This is a genomic window from Salmonella enterica subsp. diarizonae, assembly GCF_008692785.1.
Classification (GTDB): domain Bacteria; phylum Pseudomonadota; class Gammaproteobacteria; order Enterobacterales; family Enterobacteriaceae; genus Salmonella; species Salmonella diarizonae.
Genome location: NZ_VXJV01000003.1, coordinates 273,443 through 295,130 on the forward strand (window position 1 = coordinate 273,443; position 21,688 = coordinate 295,130).

At 54.6% G+C, this 21,688-nt stretch carries 23 protein-coding genes; 15 read left to right on the plus strand and 8 right to left on the minus strand.

Features of this window, described 5'->3' with window-relative positions:
- Nucleotides 1–107: 107 nt before the first annotated feature.
- Entirely contained in the window at nt 108–1,325 is a 1,218-nt protein-coding gene (locus tag F4V72_RS08255) for an MFS transporter (RefSeq protein ID WP_070803419.1), read from the plus strand.
- A gap of 3 nt (nt 1,326–1,328) precedes the next feature.
- Here the strand turns inward: F4V72_RS08255 and F4V72_RS08260 are convergent, their stop codons facing one another.
- Both F4V72_RS08260 and F4V72_RS08265 read right to left on the minus strand, forming a co-directional pair.
- Nucleotides 1,329–1,886, minus strand: a complete 558-nt coding sequence (locus tag F4V72_RS08260) for a DcrB family lipoprotein (RefSeq protein ID WP_023247822.1) — start codon at nt 1,884–1,886, stop codon at nt 1,329–1,331.
- Between the two features lie 72 nt (nt 1,887–1,958).
- Nucleotides 1,959–2,624, minus strand: a complete 666-nt coding sequence (locus F4V72_RS08265; protein WP_023247823.1) for a 7-cyano-7-deazaguanine/7-aminomethyl-7-deazaguanine transporter — start codon at nt 2,622–2,624, stop codon at nt 1,959–1,961.
- Nucleotides 2,625–2,793: 169 nt separating this feature from the next.
- Between F4V72_RS08265 and tusA the strand changes: the two genes are divergently transcribed.
- The gene (tusA, locus tag F4V72_RS08270; RefSeq protein ID WP_001541054.1) at nt 2,794–3,039 is read left to right on the plus strand and encodes a sulfurtransferase TusA; all 246 of its coding nucleotides are present in this window, start codon (nt 2,794–2,796) and stop codon (nt 3,037–3,039) included.
- Nucleotides 3,040–3,062: 23 nt separating this feature from the next.
- Here the strand turns inward: tusA and tcp are convergent, their stop codons facing one another.
- The 3 genes from tcp to F4V72_RS08285 form a co-directional block, all read right to left on the minus strand.
- Nucleotides 3,063–4,706 carry a methyl-accepting chemotaxis citrate transducer gene (gene tcp, locus F4V72_RS08275; RefSeq protein ID WP_023247824.1) on the minus strand — a complete coding sequence of 548 codons (1,644 nt, stop codon included), beginning with the start codon at nt 4,704–4,706 and terminating at the stop codon, nt 3,063–3,065.
- Between the two features lie 200 nt (nt 4,707–4,906).
- The gene (zntA, locus tag F4V72_RS08280; RefSeq protein ID WP_023247825.1) at nt 4,907–7,105 is read right to left on the minus strand and encodes a Zn(II)/Cd(II)/Pb(II) translocating P-type ATPase ZntA; all 2,199 of its coding nucleotides are present in this window, start codon (nt 7,103–7,105) and stop codon (nt 4,907–4,909) included.
- A gap of 80 nt (nt 7,106–7,185) precedes the next feature.
- Nucleotides 7,186–7,812 (minus strand): lysoplasmalogenase, encoded by a 627-nt coding sequence (locus F4V72_RS08285; protein ID WP_000964735.1) that lies wholly within the window; start codon nt 7,810–7,812, stop codon nt 7,186–7,188.
- Between the two features lie 141 nt (nt 7,813–7,953).
- Between F4V72_RS08285 and F4V72_RS08290 the strand changes: the two genes are divergently transcribed.
- Complete coding sequence (locus F4V72_RS08290; RefSeq protein ID WP_053529871.1) at nt 7,954–8,325, plus strand: DUF2500 domain-containing protein; 372 nt, start codon at nt 7,954–7,956, stop codon at nt 8,323–8,325.
- A gap of 21 nt (nt 8,326–8,346) precedes the next feature.
- Here F4V72_RS08290 and F4V72_RS08295 read toward each other — a convergent pair whose 3' ends face one another.
- Both F4V72_RS08295 and rsmD read right to left on the minus strand, forming a co-directional pair.
- Entirely contained in the window at nt 8,347–8,616 is a 270-nt protein-coding gene (locus tag F4V72_RS08295) for a DUF1145 family protein (protein WP_023247827.1), read from the minus strand.
- Nucleotides 8,606–9,202, minus strand: coding sequence for a 16S rRNA (guanine(966)-N(2))-methyltransferase (gene rsmD, locus F4V72_RS08300; RefSeq protein ID WP_023247828.1), 597 nt, complete (start codon nt 9,200–9,202; stop codon nt 8,606–8,608). Before rsmD ends, F4V72_RS08295 begins: the two co-directional genes overlap by 11 nt.
- A gap of 241 nt (nt 9,203–9,443) precedes the next feature.
- On the opposite strand from rsmD, the gene ftsY reads away from it, so the two are divergent.
- From ftsY to livJ, 5 genes are all read left to right on the plus strand, one after another.
- On the plus strand, nt 9,444–10,919 hold the full coding sequence (gene ftsY / locus F4V72_RS08305) for a signal recognition particle-docking protein FtsY (RefSeq protein WP_136057958.1): 1,476 nt from the start codon (nt 9,444–9,446) through the stop codon (nt 10,917–10,919).
- A gap of 2 nt (nt 10,920–10,921) precedes the next feature.
- Nucleotides 10,922–11,590 (plus strand): cell division ATP-binding protein FtsE, encoded by a 669-nt coding sequence (gene ftsE / locus F4V72_RS08310; protein WP_000617716.1) that lies wholly within the window; start codon nt 10,922–10,924, stop codon nt 11,588–11,590.
- Entirely contained in the window at nt 11,583–12,638 is a 1,056-nt protein-coding gene (ftsX, locus tag F4V72_RS08315) for a permease-like cell division protein FtsX (RefSeq protein ID WP_001081707.1), read from the plus strand. The genes ftsE and ftsX overlap by 8 nt, the downstream gene beginning before the upstream one ends.
- Nucleotides 12,639–12,883: 245 nt before the next feature.
- Entirely contained in the window at nt 12,884–13,738 is an 855-nt protein-coding gene (gene rpoH, locus F4V72_RS08320) for an RNA polymerase sigma factor RpoH (RefSeq protein WP_000159621.1), read from the plus strand.
- 260 nt (nt 13,739–13,998) lie between these two features.
- Entirely contained in the window at nt 13,999–15,102 is a 1,104-nt protein-coding gene (livJ, locus tag F4V72_RS08325) for a branched chain amino acid ABC transporter substrate-binding protein LivJ (protein WP_023247830.1), read from the plus strand.
- A gap of 43 nt (nt 15,103–15,145) precedes the next feature.
- Here the strand turns inward: livJ and panM are convergent, their stop codons facing one another.
- A complete protein-coding gene (gene panM / locus F4V72_RS08330) occupies nt 15,146–15,529 on the minus strand; it encodes an aspartate 1-decarboxylase autocleavage activator PanM (RefSeq protein ID WP_000778869.1) in 384 nt (127 codons plus the stop codon).
- A 422-nt stretch (nt 15,530–15,951) separates the two neighbouring features.
- Between panM and livK the strand changes: the two genes are divergently transcribed.
- The 7 genes from livK (at nt 15,952) to F4V72_RS08365 (ending at nt 21,517) form a co-directional block, all read left to right on the plus strand.
- Nucleotides 15,952–17,061 (plus strand): high-affinity branched-chain amino acid ABC transporter substrate-binding protein LivK, encoded by a 1,110-nt coding sequence (livK, locus tag F4V72_RS08335; protein ID WP_053529873.1) that lies wholly within the window; start codon nt 15,952–15,954, stop codon nt 17,059–17,061.
- Nucleotides 17,062–17,120: 59 nt separating this feature from the next.
- Complete coding sequence (gene livH / locus F4V72_RS08340; protein ID WP_000003007.1) at nt 17,121–18,047, plus strand: high-affinity branched-chain amino acid ABC transporter permease LivH; 927 nt, start codon at nt 17,121–17,123, stop codon at nt 18,045–18,047.
- On the plus strand, nt 18,044–19,321 hold the full coding sequence (gene livM / locus F4V72_RS08345) for a branched chain amino acid ABC transporter permease LivM (protein WP_088759529.1): 1,278 nt from the start codon (nt 18,044–18,046) through the stop codon (nt 19,319–19,321). The genes livH and livM overlap by 4 nt, the downstream gene beginning before the upstream one ends.
- A complete protein-coding gene (gene livG / locus F4V72_RS08350) occupies nt 19,318–20,085 on the plus strand; it encodes a high-affinity branched-chain amino acid ABC transporter ATP-binding protein LivG (RefSeq protein ID WP_000082083.1) in 768 nt (255 codons plus the stop codon). Before livM ends, livG begins: the two co-directional genes overlap by 4 nt.
- 1 nt (nt 20,086) lies before the next feature.
- Complete coding sequence (gene livF, locus F4V72_RS08355) at nt 20,087–20,800, plus strand: high-affinity branched-chain amino acid ABC transporter ATP-binding protein LivF (RefSeq protein WP_080168265.1); 714 nt, start codon at nt 20,087–20,089, stop codon at nt 20,798–20,800.
- A 130-nt stretch (nt 20,801–20,930) separates the two neighbouring features.
- On the plus strand, nt 20,931–21,152 hold the full coding sequence (locus tag F4V72_RS08360) for a type II toxin-antitoxin system Phd/YefM family antitoxin (RefSeq protein ID WP_001520924.1): 222 nt from the start codon (nt 20,931–20,933) through the stop codon (nt 21,150–21,152).
- Nucleotides 21,149–21,517, plus strand: coding sequence for a type II toxin-antitoxin system death-on-curing family toxin (locus F4V72_RS08365; RefSeq protein WP_000174963.1), 369 nt, complete (start codon nt 21,149–21,151; stop codon nt 21,515–21,517). The genes F4V72_RS08360 and F4V72_RS08365 overlap by 4 nt, the downstream gene beginning before the upstream one ends.
- Nucleotides 21,518–21,688 lie beyond the last annotated feature (171 nt).

A 21,688-nucleotide genomic window follows, 5' to 3' on the forward strand; every position in this document is an offset into this window, starting at 1 on the left:
TCTAAGTGTAGCGGCTGACCTGATACCGATAATCTGAATCTCACTACTGATTTTCACCGCGCGCCATGATAGAAATGAAAACATGATGTAAAAATGCGGTGATACTCATGCCCGAACCCGTCGCTGAACCGGCGCTAAATGGATTGCGCCTCAATCTGCGTATCGTCTCCATTGTGATGTTTAACTTTGCCAGCTACCTGACTATCGGCCTGCCACTCGCCGTCTTGCCCGGCTATGTGCATGATGCGATGGGATTCAGCGCGTTCTGGGCGGGGCTTATTATCAGCCTGCAATACTTCGCCACTCTGTTAAGCCGTCCCCATGCCGGGCGGTATGCGGATGTATTAGGGCCGAAAAAAATCGTTGTCTTTGGCTTGTTCGGTTGTTTTTTAAGCGGACTCGGCTACCTGCTGGCGGATATCGCCGACAACTGGCCCATGATCAGTTTGTTGCTACTGGGGCTTGGTCGCGTGATTTTGGGGATTGGACAAAGTTTTGCCGGCACCGGTTCGACACTGTGGGGCGTCGGCGTCGTTGGGTCGTTGCATATTGGTCGGGTCATCTCCTGGAACGGTATCGTCACCTACGGCGCAATGGCGATGGGCGCGCCGCTGGGCGTGCTGTGTTATGCCTGGGGCGGGTTACAGGGACTGGCGCTAACGGTGATGGGCGTAGCGCTGTTGGCGGTACTGTTAGCGCTTCCACGTCCGTCGGTGAAGGCGAACAAAGGCAAACCGCTGCCGTTTCGCGCGGTGCTGGGGCGTGTCTGGCTGTATGGTATGGCGTTGTCCCTGGCATCGGCAGGGTTTGGCGTTATCGCGACGTTTATTACCTTATTTTATGATGCTAAAGACTGGGATGGCGCCGCCTTTGCGCTCACGTTATTTAGCATCGCGTTTGTCGGTACGCGTTTGCTGTTCCCTAACGGCATCAATCGCTTGGGCGGGTTGAATGTTGCGATGATCTGCTTTGGCGTGGAGATTATTGGTCTGTTACTGGTTGGGACGGCAGCCATGCCGTGGATGGCGAAAATCGGCGTTTTGCTCACCGGTATGGGGTTTTCTCTGGTCTTTCCGGCGCTGGGCGTGGTGGCCGTCAAAGCGGTGCCGCCGCAGAACCAGGGCGCGGCGCTGGCGACTTACACCGTATTTATGGATCTATCTTTGGGGATTACCGGGCCGCTGGCGGGGCTGGTGATGACCTGGGCGGGCGTGCCGGTGATCTATCTGGTGGCGGCCGGGCTGGTAGCGATGGCGCTATTGCTTACCTGGCGCTTAAAAAAACGGCCTCCGTCTGCACTGCCGGAGGCCGCATCATCGTCGTAAAGGTTACTGAATAACCAACGTATTGATGATGTTTTCAGCCGTGGTTTGCGCTTTTTGCTGATTGTCCGCAGGCAGTGTGACCTGAATCGTCAGCAATTGGTTATCCACTTTGCCCAGCACGATGGAAGAATACGCCGTCTGTCCCTTCGCGGAGATAATACTGTCCAGTTGTTGCAACGTATGGCCTTTGAGCTCAATAGACTTATTGGTGACTACCTGAAGCTGAGGGTCGCGGCTACGCTGTTGCTCGAGCAGGCGGTTCGCCAGCACCGACAGCGGTTCATCGGTATTATCGCCGACGATGACAATCACCGCTTTCTGGCCCGTTGGGTCAGAATAAACGTGCATATTATTGGCCTGGGTGCCCAGCTTACCGCTCTGATCGGTCATATCCGCCGGCAGTGAGAAACTGAGTTTGCCATCCATCAGGCTGACGGGCTGCCCGGAGGCCTGACTTTCTGCGGCGGCACCTTCTGCCGGTGCTTTTGTATCGTTGTTATCACAGGCCGCAAGCCCCATAACCAGCAGGCCAATACCGGCATATTTAACCAAATTGCGCATTGACTTCTTCCTTTCGATAAACAGCCATAACGGCTCATTCGCTCATCTTATCACAACTCAGAAAACGAACCTTTAACTTGCCGGTAATGGGGAAATTTCAGATTTATCTGCCAGCCTTTTCAGCAACATATTCAGTAAAACGCCGTACATCGGCAGGAAGAAAATAATGCTGATGAGCACCTTGAAGCAATAGTCCACCAGCGCAATTTCCATCCAGTGCTCGGCCATAAAGGCATCGGGGCTTCGCCAGAACGCAATAAAGAAAAAGGCAAGAGTATCGCTGATATTGCCAAACAGCGTTGAGGCGGTCGGCGCCAGCCACCAGCGGCGATTTTGGCGCAGACGGTTAAACACATGGACATCAAGGATCTGTCCCAGCGCGTAGGCCATAAAGCTGGCGGCGGCGATACGGGCGACAAACAGATTAAAGTTCGCCAACGCGGCGAAACCTTGCCAGACGCCCATATAGAACAGCGATGACACCACATACGACACCAGCAGCGCGGGGAGCATGACGGCGAAGATAATGCGGCGCGCCAGCGGTGCGCCAAAAATACGCACGGTAAGATCGGTGGCGAGAAAAATAAAAGGAAAACTAAACGCGCCCCAGGTGGTGTGGAAACCAAAAATAGTGATGGGGAGCTGCACCAGATAGTTACTGGAAATGATTACCAGTAAATGGAATAGCGATAGCCAGAACAACGCTTTTATGCGCTGTGATTGTGTAAACGGAGTCATATTGTGACCTTTTTGTTGGATGGGGTGAGGGAACCCAATAAAGAACCGCCGCATAATACTGTTTTGCGCTGGCATTGCAATGGCTAATTTTCACGCAATCGTTAACCTGCCTGGCTTACTGACGAAGATGGGCGTAAAATATCGCCGTTTTTTTACGATTGAGACAAAGATGAGCGATCTGTTTTCCTCCCCTGACCATACGCTTGACGCCCTGGGGCTGCGTTGTCCTGAACCGGTAATGATGGTGCGCAAAACGGTGCGCAACATGCAAACTGGCGAAACATTGCTGATTATCGCCGACGATCCGGCGACGACGCGTGATATTCCTGGGTTCTGTACCTTTATGGAACACGATCTGCTGGCGCAAGAGACGGAGGGTTTGCCGTACCGCTATTTACTGCGTAAAGCGCATTAACCGTACGGCAGATAGCATGCTGATTAGAAGCTTTCCCAGCTCGCCTGTTCTGCGGCGGGTTGTGGCGTTAAGCCTTTGCTTAACGGCGTCGGCGGCGCCTCCCGACGAGGCTGTTTCTGGATGCGGAACACGGCGACCGCCTGACGAAGTTCGTTAGCCTGATCTTCCAGCGCCGCCGCCGCCGCTGCGGACTCCTCTACCAGTGAGGCGTTTTGCTGCGTCACGCTGTCCATTTCCGATACCGCCTGCGCCACCTGCTCAATGCCTTTGCTTTGCTCATCGGAGGCAGAGGCGATTTCGCCCATAATATCGGTCACGCGGGTCACGGCGGTGACGATCTCTTTCATGGTTTCTCCAGCTTCGCGTACCTGCGTAGAGCCGGTATCAATGCGCGACACGGAGTTTTCAATCAACACTTTGATCTCTTTGGCGGCCTGCGCGCTACGGCTGGCCAGCGTGCGTACCTCTCCGGCCACGACCGCGAATCCTCGCCCCTGTTCGCCGGCGCGGGCTGCTTCTACCGCGGCGTTTAACGCCAGGATATTGGTCTGGAAGGCGATACCGTCAATCACGCTGGTGATGTCCACGATTTTTTCCGAACTTTCGGCGATATCATTCATGGTGTGCACTACGTTATCCACCACGCGTCCTCCTTTACGCGCGGTTTCTGATGCTGTTTTCGCCAGACCGGTCGCCTGTCGTGCGTTATCGGAGTTTTGTCGTACCGTGGCGGTTAACTGTTCCATGCTGGCGGCGGTCTCCTCCAGTGCCGAGGCCTGCTGTTCGGTTCGGGAAGAGAGGTCGCTGCTGCCTGCGGAAATTTCGCCTGCGCCAGTATAGATAGAGTCCGCGTTATCGCGCACCGCGCTGACGGTACGGATTAACGACTGCTGCATCGTTTTGAGACCGGCGGCCAGTTGGCCCATTTCACTGCGTCCTTCGGCCTCTATCTCATGGGTGAGATCGCCGTCGGCGATAGTTTGAATGTGCGCCATAATCCGTTGCAGCGGGCGTAGTAGAACGCGTTGAAGCCCCTGCCAGATAAACGCCAGCACGACGAGCACGATAAGCAGAATCATCCCCAGCGTCCATTGCATCTGGGTAAAACTGCTCTGATTCTGATCGCTGGCTAATTTTATTAATTGCGCATTTTGAGAGAGCCACTGATTATATACCTGTTCCATGTCATCCTGCGCTTTTTGGGCGTCAAGGTTGCCATAAGCGGCGTAATTATCGGCTTTAAGATAGCGGATAGACTGCTGCAAAACGTCATACATCTGCTTAAAGCTGGCTTCTGCCTGGACATCTAATGCCGGATCTTTGCCTGCGATCGCTTCGGAGTTCGCGTAGTTGTTGAAATGTTTTTCCGCTTCGTTGAGTGACGCGCCAGCGTTGGTTAACAGCGTGTTCATGGCGTCCAGCGAGGCGGGATCGCGCTGATTTTTTAACATGCGTATCGCCACGCGGTTAATGGTGACGCGGGTTTCAATCAATGTCTGAAAACTGCCGCCCAGTTCCTGTTGTTGGTAACTTAATGCGCTCGCATTCTGGAAATTCAGTCGATCGCTGCTGACGGCGGAATAAAACAGTATTCCTGTTACCAGCAATAAGGCGCTAAATATGCCCAGCGTCGCGATAACGCCGGTGATAACTTTGATATTTTTCATAGTGCCTAACATTCCTTATTTTGTAGACGGTATGATCAATATCGGTTGGGTAAAAATTAACCTTACATCAAATCACGCTATTTCTGATTAATGGTTTGATAAGTAATAAAAAATAAATAATTTTCGCGTGAATAATATACGCAAAGAAAGGAATACCGCGGGATAACCCGGCGGACACGACGCCGCCGGGCGGGAGACGATTATTTTTTACGCAGCAAACGTAGCGCGTTGGCGGTCACCAGTACTGTGGCTCCCGTATCCGCCAGGATTGCCAGCCATAGCCCGGTAAAACCAAGTAGCGTCGTCACCAGGAAAATGGCTTTCAGCCCCAGAGCAAGGGTAATGTTCTGCCGGATATTCGCGTGGGTAGCGCGCGCCAGAGTAATCATCTGCGCTAACCCGCGCAGGCGGTTATGAGTAAGGGCGGCGTCGGCCGTTTCCAGCGCGACGTCAGTACCGCTGCCCATCGCGATCCCGATACTGGCAGCTTTCATTGCGGGCGCATCGTTAATGCCGTCACCCACCATTGCCAGCGGCGCTTGTTGGTTAAGGGCGGTGACTGCCTGCACCTTGTCTTCTGGCAGTAGCCCGGCTTTAAACGCCAGATCCAGCTCGCCGGCAATCGCTGCCGCCGCCCGCGGGTTATCGCCGGTCAGAATCACGCCGTTAACGCCTAACTGATGCAGTTCGCGGATGGCGTCGCGCGCATCGTCACGCAACGTATCCTGGAGGGCGAGGACGCCAAGAGCGATCTCGTTACGCAGCACCAGAACCACCGTCTGCCCGACGTTTTCCAGTTCGCTAATTTGCCCGGCAAACGCTGCCGCAGGCTGTTTTCCCGCCGCGCAAATCAGAATACGTTCGCCGTTAACCTGCGCTTCAATCCCGGTGCCGGCCAGTGTTCGCTGCGATTCCGCCGTTGGGATCGCCAGATCGCGTGTCTGCGCTTCGCGGACAATAGCCTGCGCCAACGGGTGCGTAGCGCCTTGTTCTACGGCTGCCGCCAGTGCTAACAGTTCAGCTTCGCTGATACCACTTGCCGGATGAATCGCCGTCACCCGTGGTTTACCGACGGTCAACGTACCGGTTTTATCAAAGGCGATCTGCGTGATACGGCCCAGTTGCTCCAGCGCTGCGCCGCCTTTAATCAATGCGCCGCGCCGTGCCGCCGCCGCCAGCCCGGAGGTAATGGCCGCGGGCGTGGAGATCACCAGCGCGCATGGGCAACCGATTAGCAGCAGCGTCAGCCCTTTATAAATCCACTCCTGCCAGCCGCCATCGAACATCAGTGGTGGAATAAGCGTCACCAGCAGCGCGATGACCATAATGACTGGCGTATAGATGCGGCTGAAACGGTCAATAAACCGCTCAATGGGCGCACGGCGCTCTTCCGCCTCTTCAATCAGCGTCAGGATACGGTCAATCGCGCTGGCGCCAGGTTCAGATAACACCTCCAGGGTGACGAGACGGTCAACGCTGGTCGCGCCTGCCGGGATTTTTTCGCCCGTTGCGCGCTCCACAGGGATGGACTCGCCGGTGAGCGCGCTTTCATCAAAGCTGGCGAAACCGGAGATCAGTTTACCGTCGGCGGGTAAACGCCCTCCGGCGGCGACTTCGATAACATCGCCCGGTCGCAGGGTATTAATAGCGACCTCTTCCCGCACGCCGTGGCGCAGACGGGTAGCCGTTTCCGGTTTAAGCGCCATTAATGCGCTGACGCCTTTACGGGCGCGGCTGGCGGCCCATCCTTCCAGGCGCTCGCCGATGAGGAACAGCAGCAATACCATTGCCGCCTCCGCCGTTGCGCCAATAAACAACGCACCAATGGCGGCGATGCTCATCAGCGTTTCAATAGCGAACCAACTGCCGCTTTTCATCAGCCGCAGCGCCTGGCGGGCAATAGGATACAGGCCGACCAGGGTAGTGGCGATAAAGGCTAGTTGGCCGAACGGGTGGTTAAATTGCTCCAGCCCCCAGCTTATCGCCATCATAATGATCAGCGTAATAAGCGGCAGGTTCTCTTTAAGACGAGATTCAGGCGTTGCGTCGCGTGAATCTTCGCTACGCAAGGTATAACCCGCCTTCTGTACGGCGCGTTCAATTTGCGTGCGGAGGTCGGCGTCGGCATCGACCACTAACTTTTCGGTGGCGAACAGCACTTGCGCCTGGTTGACGCCGCGAATTTGGCGTACCGCATTCTCCACTTTTCGGGCGCAGGCGGCGCAGTCCATGCCTGAGATTTTCCAGGTATAGCGCGTGCCTGCCGCGGCAATAGAAACAGGCGCGCTGGTCGCACAATGTTCTTCACAGCAGCAGCTATCGGCCTTCTGTATCGCCGGGGCTAATCTGAAGGATGAAAAGGGCGGGACTTTTTTGCCATCGGAATCAGGGGTCGACATAACGTCCTCCGGTTGATGATAATTTTCTCATTAACCGGAGGATACACTCTGGAGTCGACTCCAGAGTCAAGCGCTATTATTTACAGGTACAGCGAGCGCACAATCAGGAAGTGTCCGGCAAAGTAGCAGGCGGCGGCAATCGCGTTATCCGCCCGGAAACGGCGGCGGTAATGGCTACCCAGCCAGACGATATTGCCGATGAACAGCAGCGTTGCGCCGGTAAAGGCCGAAAGGGCTGGCGCCGTTGGGCGGAAGAACCACAGTTCACCCGCCAGCCAGACCATGACCAGCGTCATGGCGATAAAAGTACACACTGGCCAGCGCAGCTCTTCCAGCCGCGTCCAGATAACGGCGATAAGCAATGCGCCGACTATCAGTAACGCCAGCGGCAGCGGCCAGAAGAACGACAACGTCATTTGGCTGGCAAAGTAAATGGTGTAGAGCAGATGCGATAAGAAAAATGCCCCGACGGCGTACAGCAGGCGTTGACGCGGCAAGAGCGTTAACGCATCGCCGACCAGCGAGGCGCACAGACCGGCCAGCACAAGATAACTGATGGCGTCAAACATCGGCGCTTGCCAGGCCAGTAACAGTAACAGTAATAACGTGACGGGCTTAAAAACCCAGCGTTGCCAGGCTGGCCCGCGATAGGAGGCGTCCACATACAGCCATGCGGACAGGCAGACAGCGATAAACGACCAAAGCATCTTAATTCCTTGAATTCGTTATTTTTTCGCAAACGGTATGCTTGCGGCTCTATTATTCAGTGTAGAGGCCGTGACGGTCAGATGACAACACCATAACGGACAGGGTATGCTTATTTCCGCATTTTCCGACAGGTTAACATCATGAGTAAACCACCGCTTTTCTTCATTATAATCATTGCATTAATCGTGGTTGCCGCGTCGTTTCGCTTCGTTCAGCAACGGCGGGAAAAAGCCGCTAATGATGCGGCGCCGTTACAGCAAAAACAGGTCGTGGTAAGCAATAAACGGGAAAAGCCGGTTAATGACCGACGCTCGCGCCAGCAGGAAGTGAGCCCGGCGGGAACCAGTATGCGCTATGAGGCAAGTTTTAAACCGCTCAATGGCGGTCTGGAAAAAACGTTCCGTGTACAAGCGCAGCAGTACCACGCTTTGACGGTGGGCGACAAAGGTACGCTGAGCTATAAGGGAACGCGGTTTGTCGGGTTTGTTGCCCGTAGCCCGGATAACGAATAAACCGTCATCCGGCAGCAAACGTTATTTTTTGATCTTAAATTTCTTCTGCCAGACCAGCAGTTCAAACACGCCGAACAAGAAAATGCGGATTTTCTCTCCCGTCGTCATCTGCGGGTCATCTTTCGGTATCGTTGATTTCAGCAGCGCCAACTGCATACCGTGCATCAGCGCCATGAACACCAACGCCACGTTGACGAAGATATTGAGCGGGCGCGGGAAGGGATGCACCAGATTAAGAATCAAAAATGCCCAAACGAAGAGCATTAACAAGCGGCCCAGATTAATCAGCATCATTTTCTCCTTGCGCATCGCGTTGATACAGACGATAAGCGACCTGTCCGGCCACCTTTTCACGATACAATGCCCAGTTAGCCGGAACGGGCGGCAGACCGTTTTCCACCTCGCTTTCTACATAGATTAGCGCGTCGTCGGCCAGCCATCCTTTAGTTTCCAGCAATTGTAACGTCTCTTCCAGCAGCCCTTTACGAAACGGCGGGTCGACAAAGACAACGTGATGCGGCGTCCCCGGCTGGCTGAGGAAGGCCAGAGTATTGGTATTGACGACGCGAGCATTGTTGGTTTTCAGCGTCGCCAGATTTTTTTGCAACTGCTGCGATACGGCTCGATCCATTTCCAGTAACGTTGCCTGGGCCGCATAACGCGATAGCGCCTCGAGGCCCAGCGCGCCGCTACCAGCAAAGCAATCCAGGCAATAGGCGTCTACCATTACCGGAGCCAGCCAGTTAAATAACGTTTCGCGCACGCGATCGGTGGTAGGACGCAGACCCGGGCTGTCCGGAACCGGTAATTTACGGCCACGCCATTGTCCGCCAATAATGCGGATTTGGCCGCTGCCTGAGTGGGTTGGTTTTTTCATTTCTCATGCTCGAACCGCCCGTCGCAGATTATTCTAGGCGGTAGTGTAAATTAAGTTAACCCTTCGACTTTCAAGATACCTCTACGTTGGCTACGCTCGCTCACCCGAATCACTTACTACAGTAAGCTCATCGGGATTTGTCGCCTTGACGCAACTCGAAATTCATTGGGTATAAGTGATAGACTATTTCATCATTTTTTTAGCTTCCATGTATATAGCGCCGCGAGGGGTGTAGTCGCAGATGGCAAAACAGAAAAAACGTGGCTTCTTTTCCTGGCTGGGCTTCGGTGATAAAGAGCAGAAGCAGGAACAGACCGAAGAGCAGCAGATTGTTGAAGAACAACGACCGGTTGAGCCCCTTGTTGAAACGGCGGCAGACATAGATACGGAAACGCCCGCGCACAGCAAAGCAGAGACCGAGGCCTTTGCGGAAGAGGTGGTGGACGTTACTGAGAACGTTCAGGAGAGCGAAAAACCGCAACCAGTAGAGCCGGAGCCCGCGGCGGCTATTGAGACGGCCGCGCCGCAGATCGCTGTGGAACGCGAAGAACTGCCGCTGCCGGAAGAGGTCAAAGACGAGGCTATCTCGCCGGAAGAGTGGCAGGCCGAAGCGGAAACCGTAGAAGTCATTGCCGCGGTGGAAGAAGAGGGCGAAAACGCGGCGACATTCACCGACGAAGAGCTGGAAGCGCAGGCGCTGACCGCTCAGGCGGCGGAAGAAGCGGTGATGGTTGTTCCGGCGGCGGAAGAAGAAGCGCCGGTAGAAGCGATCGTTCAGGAGCAGGAAAAACCGACTAAAGAAGGTTTCTTTGCCCGTCTGAAACGCAGCCTACTGAAAACCAAAGAAAATCTCGGTTCCGGATTTATCAGTCTGTTCCGCGGCAAGAAAATCGACGATGATTTGTTCGAGGAGCTGGAAGAGCAGTTGCTCATCGCTGATGTCGGGGTGGAAACCACGCGTAAGATTATCGCTAATCTGACGGAAGGCGCCAGCCGCAAACAGCTTAAAGATGCCGAGGCGCTGTATGGCCTGTTGAAAGATGAGATGGGCGAGATTCTGGCGAAGGTAGACGAACCGCTTAATATTGAAGGTAAAACGCCTTTTGTTATTCTGATGGTTGGCGTGAACGGCGTGGGTAAAACCACCACTATCGGTAAACTGGCGCGTCAGTTTGAGCAGCAGGGTAAATCAGTGATGCTGGCGGCGGGGGATACTTTCCGCGCGGCGGCGGTCGAACAGCTACAGGTCTGGGGGCAGCGTAACAACATTCCGGTTATCGCCCAGCATACCGGCGCGGATTCCGCCTCGGTGATTTTTGACGCTATCCAGGCTGCGAAGGCGCGTAATGTGGATGTGTTAATTGCCGATACGGCAGGGCGTCTGCAGAACAAGTCGCACCTGATGGAAGAGCTGAAAAAAATCGTTCGTGTCATGAAAAAGCTGGACGAAGAGGCGCCGCATGAAGTTATGCTGACCATTGACGCCAGCACCGGGCAGAACGCGGTAAGCCAGGCCAAACTGTTCCATGAAGCGGTGGGCTTAACCGGTATTACCCTGACCAAGCTGGACGGTACGGCGAAAGGCGGGGTGATTTTCTCGGTGGCCGACCAGTTTGGCATTCCTATCCGTTACATTGGCGTGGGCGAACGTATCGAGGATTTGCGTCCGTTTAAGGCGGACGACTTTATTGAGGCACTTTTTGCCCGAGAGGATTAACAATGATTCGCTTTGAACATGTCAGCAAGGCCTATCTCGGCGGGAGACAAGCGCTGCAGGGAGTGACATTCCATATGCAGCCGGGCGAGATGGCGTTTCTGACCGGCCACTCTGGCGCGGGGAAAAGTACCCTGCTGAAGCTTATCTGTGGGATTGAGCGGCCCAGCGCTGGCAAAATCTTCTTCAGCGGGCATGATATTACGCGTCTGAAAAACCGCGAAGTGCCGTTTTTGCGCCGCCAGATTGGGATGATTTTCCAGGATCATCATCTGCTGATGGATCGCACGGTCTATGACAATGTGGCGATACCGTTAATCATTGCCGGCGCCAGCGGCGATGATATCCGTCGTCGCGTGTCGGCGGCGCTGGATAAGGTTGGGCTACTGGACAAAGCGAGAAACTTCCCGATTCAACTCTCTGGAGGCGAACAACAGCGCGTGGGCATCGCCCGCGCGGTGGTCAATAAGCCAGCGGTATTGCTGGCGGATGAACCGACCGGAAACCTGGACGACGCGTTATCGGAAGGGATTTTACGTCTGTTTGAAGAGTTTAACCGCGTAGGGGTGACGGTACTGATGGCGACGCACGATATCGGGCTTATCTCCCGTCGTTCCTATCGGCAGCTCGTCCTGAGCGATGGACATCTGCATGGAGGCCTGGTCAATGAATAGGCGCGACGCGATTAACCAAATCAGGCAGTTCGGCGGACGGCTGGATCGACTGCGTAAATCTCGCGGCGGAACAGGCGGCGGACGCAACGCGCCAGGACGCCAGAAGCCGACGCCAAAACCGAACTCACGTAAAACGAACGTCTTTAATGAACAGGTGCGCTATGCCTGGCACGGCGCGCTGCAAGATCTGAAAAGCAAACCGCTGGCGACGTTTCTGACGGTGATGGTGATCGCCATCTCCCTGACGCTGCCAAGCGTCTGCTACATGGTCTATAAGAACGTCAATCAGGCGGCGACGCAGTATTATCCGTCGCCGCAGATCACCGTTTATCTGCAAAAAACGCTGGATGATGACGCGGCGGCGCGGGTCGTTGGGCAGCTTCAGGCCGAGCAGGGCGTTGAGAAGGTCAACTACCTGTCCCGTGAGGACGCGCTGGGAGAATTCCGCAACTGGTCTGGCTTTGGCGGCGCGCTGGATATGTTGGAAGAGAACCCGTTGCCGGCGGTGGCTGTGGTGATCCCCAAGCTGGACTTCCAGAGTACCGCCTCGCTTAATACGCTGCGCGACCGTATCTCGCAGATTAACGGCATTGACGAAGTCCGAATGGATGATAGCTGGTTTGCGCGCCTGGCAGCGCTCACCGGGCTGGTGGGCCGCGTGTCGGCGATGATCGGCGTGCTGATGGTCGCGGCGGTCTTCCTCGTTATCGGTAACAGCGTGCGCCTGAGCATTTTTGCCCGTCGCGATACCATTAACGTGCAAAAGCTGATTGGCGCGACTGATGGCTTTATCCTACGTCCGTTCCTCTACGGCGGCGCGTTGCTCGGTTTTTCCGGCGCTTTTCTTTCACTGATATTGTCTGAAATTTTGGTGATGCGTTTATCATCGGCGGTGACTGAAGTGGCGCAGGTCTTCGGCACGAAGTTTGATCTCAATGGCTTATCGTTCGATGAGTGCCTGTTGTTGTTGCTGGTCTGCTCTATGATCGGCTGGATCGCCGCCTGGCTGGCCACGGTGCAACATTTACGTCACTTTACTCCCGATTGATAAAATCGTGGTATAATCTTTCCCTGCAATGGGTTTCCGTTCGCAGGGAAAGAGTCCCTGTTGTCTCTTCCCCGCGCGTCATCTTTATGTCACATGATTTGTGCAAATTATGCACAGTGTTACATTGAACTTGTGGGTAAAATCACTGTCTGATAAAAGAGTGGATGATATTCTCGTTGCTCATCGGCTTTGGCACGGTTGTTGCTCGCTGACGGTGTCAGGCAATACTGATTGAGAGGATTTGAATGACCAAAGAAATGCAAAATTTAGCTTTAGCCCCTGTTGGCAACCTGGAATCTTATATCCGGGCGGCGAACGCGTGGCCGATGTTATCGGCTGACGAGGAGCGGGCATTGGCTGAAAGGCTGCATTACCAGGGCGATCTGGAAGCAGCTAAAACGCTGATCCTGTCTCACCTGCGCTTTGTTGTTCATATTGCTCGTAACTATGCGGGCTATGGTCTGCCGCAGGCGGATTTGATCCAGGAAGGTAATATCGGCCTGATGAAAGCCGTACGTCGTTTCAACCCGGAAGTAGGCGTGCGTCTGGTGTCCTTCGCCGTACACTGGATTAAAGCAGAAATTCACGAATACGTGTTGCGTAACTGGCGTATCGTTAAGGTTGCGACCACTAAAGCGCAGCGTAAGCTGTTCTTTAATCTGCGTAAAACCAAGCAGCGTCTGGGCTGGTTTAACCAGGATGAGGTCGAGATGGTGGCGCGCGAACTGGGTGTTTCCAGTAAAGACGTGCGTGAGATGGAGTCGCGTATGGCAGCGCAGGACATGACGTTTGACATGTCTTCGGACGATGAGTCCGACAGCCAGCCAATGGCGCCGGTGCTGTATCTGCAGGATAAATCGTCTAACTTTGCCGACGGCATTGAAGACGATAACTGGGAAGAGCAGGCCGCCAACCGACTGACCGACGCGATGCAGGGGCTTGACGAGCGTAGCCAGGATATTATCCGCGCTCGCTGGCTGGACGAAGACAATAAGTCTACGTTGCAGGAGCTGGCCGATCGTTACGGCGTCTCCGCTGAGCGTGTGCGCCAGCTTGAAAAGAACGCCATGAAAAAGCTTCGCGCCGCGATCGAAGCGTAACTTCCCCTTCACGACCCGTAAAACCCTGGATGTAAATCCGGGGTTTTTTTGTTTTTATCATCCTCTCCCGCCTGAGTTCGCTCACCCTGTCATTAAATTGTTATTCAATTGTCAAATTAACTATTCAAAAACTATCAAAATCGGGTATGTTTTAGCAGAGTATGCTGCTAAAGCACGAGCGGTAGGCCAATAATCGAAATAAAGTGCTGAACAATAACATCACAACACACGTAACAACCAGAATAATGGGGATTATCAGGATGAATATGAAGGGTAAAACGTTATTGGCAGGATGTATCGCCCTGTCGTTAAGCCATATGGCATTCGCAGACGACATTAAAGTCGCGGTTGTCGGCGCGATGTCCGGTCCGGTGGCGCAGTATGGCGACCAGGAATTTACCGGTGCGGAACAGGCGATTGCCGATATCAATGCGAAAGGCGGTATTAAAGGCGATAAGCTCGTCGCGGTGAAATATGACGACGCCTGTGACCCGAAGCAGGCGGTAGCTGTCGCTAACAAAGTGGTGAACGACGGCATCAGGTATGTTATCGGTCACTTATGCTCCTCTTCCACACAGCCAGCGTCTGATATCTACGAAGACGAAGGCATCCTGATGATAACCCCGGCAGCGACCGCGCCGGAGCTGACCGCGCGCGGCTATAACCTGATCCTGCGCACGACCGGTCTGGACTCTGACCAGGGACCAACGGCGGCAAAGTATATTCTGGAGAAGGTAAAACCGCAGCGTATCGCGATTATCCACGATAAGCAGCAGTACGGCGAAGGGCTGGCGCGCGCGGTGCAGGACGGTCTGAAGAAAGGCGGCGCTAACGTCGTGTTCTTTGATGGTATTACCGCCGGTGAAAAAGATTTCTCCACTCTGGTAGCGCGTCTGAAAAAAGAAAATATCGACTTTGTCTACTACGGCGGTTATCACCCGGAAATGGGGCAGATTTTACGCCAGTCTCGCGCCGCAGGGCTGAAAACCCAGTTTATGGGGCCGGAGGGGGTGGCGAATGTCTCGCTGTCTAACATCGCCGGAGAGTCTGCCGAAGGGATGCTGGTCACCAAACCGAAGAACTACGATCAGGTCCCGGCGAACAAACCGATTGTGGACGCCATCAAAGCGAAGAAACAAGATCCTAGCGGCGCGTTTGTCTGGACAACCTATGCGGCGTTGCAATCATTGCAGGCGGGTTTGAATCAGTCTGACGATCCGGCGGAAATCGCCAAATACCTGAAAGGCGCCACGGTCGACACCGTAATGGGACCGCTGTCGTGGGATGAGAAAGGCGATCTGAAAGGCTTTGAGTTCGGCGTATTTACCTGGCATGCGAACGGGACGGCGACCGACGCCAAATAGTCGTTAGCCGGATGGCGCATTCAGTAGTCGCCATCCGGCTTTTTTAGCGCTTCTCCCAGCCGTCATGTTGGGCGGTAAAGCCTAACGCCTGCATAAACGCCGCCATAACGCCGCGGTCTTCAACACCGACATCCGCCATCCACCACGACGAGACATTGGGGTTATCGCGGATGACTTCTTCTACCAGGTATTGCCCGACGCCACGACGGCGCGTCACGTCACGCACGCGTAGCGAATCCAGTGCGCCCTGCGTCCCGCTCAGCGTTACTCTTACGGCGCCCAACAAACGCTCGTTAAACCGCGCGGCATAAATCCGGTGCGTTTCATCTACGCTTAATGAGGAGGCGGAATATTCCGGCCAGATTTTGCCCAGATCGATCTGATCCTGAGCGCTAAAGTGTTCTAAACGAAGAATGGTCAGCTTCATCGACGGCTTGTCCCGATTTCAAAAGATGCGATCAGTGTACCGAAATAGTCAGGCCAGATGCTTTCTCTTTTTTGTGTCATTTACCAGGTTATTAATTTTTTAACAACGATAACTACAGTTTGAAACATTAGAGAATGAAAAACAGGCAGCATAATCCCCTGAGTGCTAGTGAATTATTCCGCTTAATATACCGTTATTTTATGCTGACAAGTGCAATTTTTTTTGTTTATCTATAGCTAAAAGCAGAATATTATCTTTCCTTAATAGACTGAAAAATAGAGATTTTAATCTCATTATGCTTTAAATGCTGCGCTAACCCATTAATGAGACAGGCAAAAAGCGCACCGTTTATAAAAAGCACAGTCTGCTTTTTAACCAGCAAAACACAAAATATATAACATCACGAATGGGGATACAGGCACATGAAACGGAAAGCGAAAACGATAATCGCAGGGATCGTTGCATTAGCAGCCTCGCAGGGGGCAATGGCAGACGATATTAAAGTCGCCGTAGTCGGGGCGATGTCCGGCCCGGTAGCGCAATGGGGCGATATGGAATTTAACGGCGCGCGCCAGGCCATTAAAGACATCAACGCTAAAGGCGGTATTAAAGGCGATAAGCTGGTCGGCGTGGAATACGATGATGCCTGCGATCCAAAACAGGCGGTGGCGGTGGCCAACAAAATCGTTAACGACGGCATTCAGTACGTTATTGGTCACTTATGTTCTTCTTCTACCCAGCCGGCTTCCGATATCTATGAAGATGAAGGTATTCTGATGATCTCCCCGGGGGCGACTAACCCGGAGCTGACGGCGCGCGGCTATCAGTACATTATGCGTACCGCCGGCCTGGACTCCTCCCAGGGGCCAACGGCCGCGAAATACATCCTGGAAACGGTGAAACCGCAACGTATCGCTATCATTCACGATAAACAGCAATACGGCGAAGGACTGGCACGCTCCGTGCAGGATGGCCTGAAGCAGGGCAGTGCCAATATTGTCTTTTTTGATGGTATTACCGCCGGCGAAAAAGATTTCTCCGCCCTGATTGCCCGCTTACAAAAAGAGAATATCGACTTTGTGTATTACGGCGGCTACTACCCGGAAATGGGGCAGATGCTGCGCCAGGCGCGGGCTAATGGCCTGAAAACGCAATTTATGGGGCCGGAAGGCGTGGGTAACGCGTCGCTGTCCAATATTGCGGGCGGTGCGGCGGAAGGCATGTTGGTGACGATGCCAAAACGTTATGACCAGGACCCGGCGAATAAGGCGATTGTCGAGGCGCTGAAAGCCGACAAGAAAGATCCCAGCGGCCCGTACGTCTGGATCACCTACGCCGCCGTCCAGTCACTGGCGACCGCAATGGCGCGTAGCGCCAGCCATGCTCCGCTGGATCTGGTGAAAGATCTTAAAGCGAACGGGGCTGATACCGTCATTGGGCCGCTGAAATGGGATGAAAAAGGCGATCTTAAGGGATTTGAATTTGGCGTCTTCCAGTGGCACGCCGACGGCTCGTCAACCGTCGCGAAGTAATGCCAGAAGATAAGTTATCCCACCGCCCGCACGCCGGGCGGGTTTAAAAAGGTTACCTTATGTCCGAGCAGTTTCTCTATTTCTTGCAGCAGATGTTTAACGGCGTCACGCTGGGAAGCACCTACGCGCTGATTGCTATCGGTTATACGATGGTGTACGGCATTATCGGCATGATCAACTTCGCTCATGGCGAGGTGTACATGATCGGCAGCTACGTCTCTTTTATGATTATCGCCGCGCTAATGATGATGGGGATCGACACCAGTTGGCTACTGGTGGCCGCCGGATTTATCGGCGCGATTATTATTGCCAGCGCCTACGGCTGGAGTATTGAGCGAGTCGCTTACCGGCCCGTGCGCAACTCCAAACGCCTGATAGCCCTGATTTCCGCCATCGGGATGTCTATCTTCCTGCAAAACTACGTCAGCCTAACGGAAGGTTCGCGCGACGTGGCGTTGCCCAGCCTGTTCAACGGCCAGTGGATTGTGGGCAGTAGCGAAAACTTTTCCGCGTCCATCACCACCATGCAGGCAGTTATCTGGATAGTCACCTTTCTGGCTATGCTGGCGCTAACCATTTTCATTCGCTACTCCCGGATGGGCCGCGCCTGCCGCGCCTGTGCGGAGGATCTGAAAATGGCCAGCCTGCTCGGCATTAATACCGACCGCGTCATTGCGCTAACGTTTGTTATCGGTGCGGCAATGGCGGCGGTGGCGGGCGTTCTGCTCGGACAATTTTACGGCGTGATTAACCCCTACATCGGTTTTATGGCCGGGATGAAAGCGTTCACCGCGGCGGTGCTGGGCGGTATTGGCAGCATTCCGGGCGCGATGATTGGCGGTCTGATTTTGGGCGTCGCCGAAGCGCTCTCGTCTGCATATTTAAGTACCGAATATAAAGATGTCGTGTCGTTCGCTCTGCTGATTCTGGTACTGCTGGTGATGCCGACCGGTATCCTGGGTCGTCCGGAGGTAGAGAAAGTATGAAACCGATGCATATTGCGATGGCTCTGTTCTCTGCGGCGATGTTTTTCGTTCTGGCTGGCGTCTTCATGGGCGTACAACTGGAGCTGGACGGCACCAGGCTGGTGGTGGATACCGCCGCCGACATCCGCTGGCAGTGGATCTTTATCGGTACGGCAGTGGTCTTTTTCTTTCAGTTGCTGCGTCCGATGTGCCAGAAAGCGGTGAAGAACGTCTCCGGACCGAAGTTTATTCTGCCGGCGATCGATGGCTCTACCGTTAAGCAAAAGCTGTTTTTGATAGCGCTGCTGGTTATCGCCGTGGCGTGGCCGTTTATGGTGTCGCGCGGTAGCGTGGATATCGCCACCCTGACCATGATTTATATCATCCTCGGTCTGGGGCTGAACGTGGTGGTGGGGCTGTCCGGTCTGCTGGTATTGGGCTATGGCGGCTTTTACGCCATCGGCGCCTACACCTTTGCGCTGCTCAACCACTATTACGGTTTGGGCTTCTGGACTTGCCTGCCGCTGGCGGGATTGGTCTCTGCTGCCGCCGGTTTCCTGCTTGGCTTCCCGGTACTGCGCCTGCGCGGCGACTATCTGGCGATTGTGACGCTCGGCTTCGGCGAAATCGTCCGTATTCTGCTGCTCAACAACACCGAAGTAACCGGCGGTCCGAACGGCATTAGCCAGATCCCCAAACCGACGCTGTTTGGTCTGGAGTTTAGCCGCAGTACCCGCGAAGGCGGCTGGGATACCTTCAGCAATTTCTTTGGCGTGAAGTACGACCCGTCCGACCGGGTCATCTTCCTCTATCTGGTAGCCTTGCTGCTGGTGGTCTTGTCGCTGTTTGTCATTAACCGCCTGCTGCGGATGCCGTTGGGCCGGGCGTGGGAAGCGTTGCGTGAAGATGAGATCGCTTGTCGTTCATTAGGCTTAAGCCCGACGCGCATCAAGCTGACCGCTTTTACTATCAGCGCCGCGTTTGCCGGTTTCGCCGGTACGTTGTTTGCCGCCCGCCAGGGCTTTGTCAGCCCGGAATCCTTCACCTTCGCTGAGTCCGCCTTCGTGCTGGCGATTGTGGTGCTGGGCGGAATGGGCTCGCAGTTTGCGGTGATCCTGGCGGCGGTTCTGCTGGTGGTGTCGCGCGAATTGATGCGCGACTTCAACGAATACAGCATGTTGATGCTCGGCGGTTTGATGGTGTTGATGATGATCTGGCGCCCGCAGGGATTGCTGCCGATGACGCGTCCGCAGTTGAAGCTGAAAAATGGTCAGGCGAAAGGAGAGCGGGCATGAGTCAGCCATTATTAGCGGTTAACGGCCTGATGATGCGCTTTGGCGGTTTGCTGGCGGTCAACAATGTATCGCTGGAATTGCGTGAGCGGGAAATTGTGTCGCTGATTGGCCCTAACGGCGCGGGTAAAACCACGGTGTTTAACTGTCTGACCGGTTTTTATAAGCCGACAGGCGGTACGATCACACTGCGCGAGCGGCACCTGGAAGGACTGCCGGGCCAGCAGATCGCCCGCATGGGCGTGGTGCGCACTTTCCAGCATGTGCGTCTGTTTCGCGAAATGACGGTGATTGAAAACCTGCTGGTAGCTCAGCACCAGCAACTGAAAACGGGCCTCTTTTCCGGCCTGTTGAAAACGCCCGCTTTCCGCCGCGCGCAAAGCGAAGCGCTGGACCGCGCGGCGACCTGGCTTGAGCGTATTGGCCTGCTTGAACATGCCAACCGCCAGGCCAGTAATCTGGCCTACGGCGACCAGCGTCGGCTGGAGATTGCCCGCTGCATGGTGACACAGCCAGAAATTCTGATGCTCGACGAACCGGCGGCCGGTCTTAACCCTAAAGAGACCAAAGAGCTGGATGAGCTGATTGCCGAACTACGTAATCATCACAACACCACTATCTTGCTGATTGAACACGATATGAAGCTGGTGATGGGCATTTCCGATCGCATTTACGTGGTGAACCAGGGCACGCCGCTGGCGAACGGCACGCCGGAAGAGATCCGCAACAACCCGGACGTCATTCGCGCTTATCTGGGTGAGGCATAAGATGGAAAAAACGATGTTAACGTTTGAAAAGGTCAGCGCTCACTACGGCAAGATTCAGGCGCTGCACGACGTCAGTCTGCACATTAACCAGGGGGAAATCGTTACCCTGATTGGCGCTAACGGCGCGGGGAAAACGACGCTGCTTGGTACCTTGTGCGGCGATCCGCGTGCCTCCAGCGGACGGGTGGTGTTTGACGGTAAAGACATCACCGACTGGCAGACGGCGAAAATCATGCGTGAAGCGGTGGCGATAGTGCCGGAAGGGCGGCGCGTCTTCTCGCGGATGACGGTGGAAGAGAATCTGGCGATGGGCGGTTTTTTTGTCGAGCGCGATCGGTTTCAGGAGCGTATCAAATGGGTGTACGAGCTGTTTCCGCGTCTGCATGAACGCCGTATCCAGCGAGCGGGCACCATGTCTGGCGGCGAACAGCAGATGCTGGCGATTGGCCGCGCGTTGATGAGCCAGCCGAGGCTATTGCTGCTGGATGAACCGTCGCTGGGGCTGGCGCCGATTATCATCCAGCAGATCTTCGACACCATTGAGCAGTTGCGCGAGCAGGGTATGACCATCTTCCTTGTCGAGCAGAACGCCAACCAGGCGCTGAAGCTCGCTGACCGCGGTTATGTGCTGGAAAACGGCCACGTGGTGCTATCCGATACCGGTGATGCGCTGCTGGCGAACGAAGCGGTGCGCAGCGCCTATCTGGGCGGTTAGACTGTGCCAGGGGGAAGCGCGTGCGCCGTCCCCGGTAACGGCAAGCGGTAAAATTTTTCAAAAGAGCCTGATGGCTCTTTTTTTGTACGTGTTTGTTGTACAATAAACATGTACAACTGGGGAGGTGTTCATGCGTACGGTTAACTATAGCGAAGCGCGGCAAAATCTGGCCGAAGTCCTGGAAAGTGCGGTGACGGGGGGCCCTGTCACCATCACGCGTCGTGGGCATAAGTCCGCAGTGATCATCAGCGCCGAGGAGTTTGAGCGTTATCAGACGGCGCGAATGGATGATGAGTTTGCTGCCATTATGGCGGTTCATGGCAATGAGCTCAGGGAGCTGGCGGATAAATGACCCTGCAACTTATCTCAGCGGAAGAGATAATTCAGTTTCACGACAGGCTTCTCCGCGTTACGCCTGGTGTAACAGGTATGCCTGATCCTGGCCGCGCGGAAGCGCTAATGTACCGGGTACTCAATCAAATCGAATATGAAGGGGTGACCGACGTGTGGCTGCTGGCGGCAATGCATTTGCTCGCTATATCCCGTGGGCATATCTTCAATGATGGTAACAAACGCACCGCCTTATTTATTACGTTGCTGTTTTTAAAGCGCAATGGGATCTCACTCGCTGCGAATCCGGATTTTGTCGATATGACAGTCGATGCGGCGGCAGGGCGGCTTACGCTGGAGCAAATTGCCGTTCGCTTACGCGCCTGAGACGTTAATCCCGGCGACGCTCCGCCTGGTTGAGTTACGGCATGTGCGCCGTCCCCGGGAATAATGTCGTACCTATCCGTGCCGTAGCTCCCACTTTTCTTTTCCGGCGCTTTCACTGCCTTGCCATCTCTCTGTCGCCTTACTATCTTTTTTTTGTAATAAAAAAGTTAT

What these genes read in the sequence shown, in the direction of transcription:
- ftsE (WP_000617716.1), top strand. Translation starts at nt 10,922, where the DNA reads ATGATTCGCTTTGAACATGTCAGCAAGGCCTATCTCGGCGGGAGACAA.
- ftsY (WP_136057958.1), top strand. Translation starts at nt 9,444, where the DNA reads ATGGCAAAACAGAAAAAACGTGGCTTCTTTTCCTGGCTGGGCTTCGGT.
- livG (WP_000082083.1), top strand. Translation starts at nt 19,318, where the DNA reads ATGAGTCAGCCATTATTAGCGGTTAACGGCCTGATGATGCGCTTTGGC.
- F4V72_RS08360 (WP_001520924.1), top strand. Translation starts at nt 20,931, where the DNA reads ATGCGTACGGTTAACTATAGCGAAGCGCGGCAAAATCTGGCCGAAGTC.
- ftsX (WP_001081707.1), top strand. Translation starts at nt 11,583, where the DNA reads ATGAATAGGCGCGACGCGATTAACCAAATCAGGCAGTTCGGCGGACGG.
- livK (WP_053529873.1), top strand. Translation starts at nt 15,952, where the DNA reads ATGAAACGGAAAGCGAAAACGATAATCGCAGGGATCGTTGCATTAGCA.
- F4V72_RS08290 (WP_053529871.1), top strand. Translation starts at nt 7,954, where the DNA reads ATGAGTAAACCACCGCTTTTCTTCATTATAATCATTGCATTAATCGTG.
- F4V72_RS08295 (WP_023247827.1), bottom strand. Translation starts at nt 8,616, where the DNA reads ATGCTGATTAATCTGGGCCGCTTGTTAATGCTCTTCGTTTGGGCATTT.
- rpoH (WP_000159621.1), top strand. Translation starts at nt 12,884, where the DNA reads ATGACCAAAGAAATGCAAAATTTAGCTTTAGCCCCTGTTGGCAACCTG.
- livM (WP_088759529.1), top strand. Translation starts at nt 18,044, where the DNA reads ATGAAACCGATGCATATTGCGATGGCTCTGTTCTCTGCGGCGATGTTT.
- panM (WP_000778869.1), bottom strand. Translation starts at nt 15,529, where the DNA reads ATGAAGCTGACCATTCTTCGTTTAGAACACTTTAGCGCTCAGGATCAG.
- F4V72_RS08260 (WP_023247822.1), bottom strand. Translation starts at nt 1,886, where the DNA reads ATGCGCAATTTGGTTAAATATGCCGGTATTGGCCTGCTGGTTATGGGG.
- F4V72_RS08265 (WP_023247823.1), bottom strand. Translation starts at nt 2,624, where the DNA reads ATGACTCCGTTTACACAATCACAGCGCATAAAAGCGTTGTTCTGGCTA.
- zntA (WP_023247825.1), bottom strand. Translation starts at nt 7,105, where the DNA reads ATGTCGACCCCTGATTCCGATGGCAAAAAAGTCCCGCCCTTTTCATCC.
- F4V72_RS08255 (WP_070803419.1), top strand. Translation starts at nt 108, where the DNA reads ATGCCCGAACCCGTCGCTGAACCGGCGCTAAATGGATTGCGCCTCAAT.
- tcp (WP_023247824.1), bottom strand. Translation starts at nt 4,706, where the DNA reads ATGAAAAATATCAAAGTTATCACCGGCGTTATCGCGACGCTGGGCATA.
- livH (WP_000003007.1), top strand. Translation starts at nt 17,121, where the DNA reads ATGTCCGAGCAGTTTCTCTATTTCTTGCAGCAGATGTTTAACGGCGTC.
- livF (WP_080168265.1), top strand. Translation starts at nt 20,087, where the DNA reads ATGGAAAAAACGATGTTAACGTTTGAAAAGGTCAGCGCTCACTACGGC.
- F4V72_RS08365 (WP_000174963.1), top strand. Translation starts at nt 21,149, where the DNA reads ATGACCCTGCAACTTATCTCAGCGGAAGAGATAATTCAGTTTCACGAC.
- rsmD (WP_023247828.1), bottom strand. Translation starts at nt 9,202, where the DNA reads ATGAAAAAACCAACCCACTCAGGCAGCGGCCAAATCCGCATTATTGGC.
- F4V72_RS08285 (WP_000964735.1), bottom strand. Translation starts at nt 7,812, where the DNA reads ATGCTTTGGTCGTTTATCGCTGTCTGCCTGTCCGCATGGCTGTATGTG.
- tusA (WP_001541054.1), top strand. Translation starts at nt 2,794, where the DNA reads ATGAGCGATCTGTTTTCCTCCCCTGACCATACGCTTGACGCCCTGGGG.
- livJ (WP_023247830.1), top strand. Translation starts at nt 13,999, where the DNA reads ATGAATATGAAGGGTAAAACGTTATTGGCAGGATGTATCGCCCTGTCG.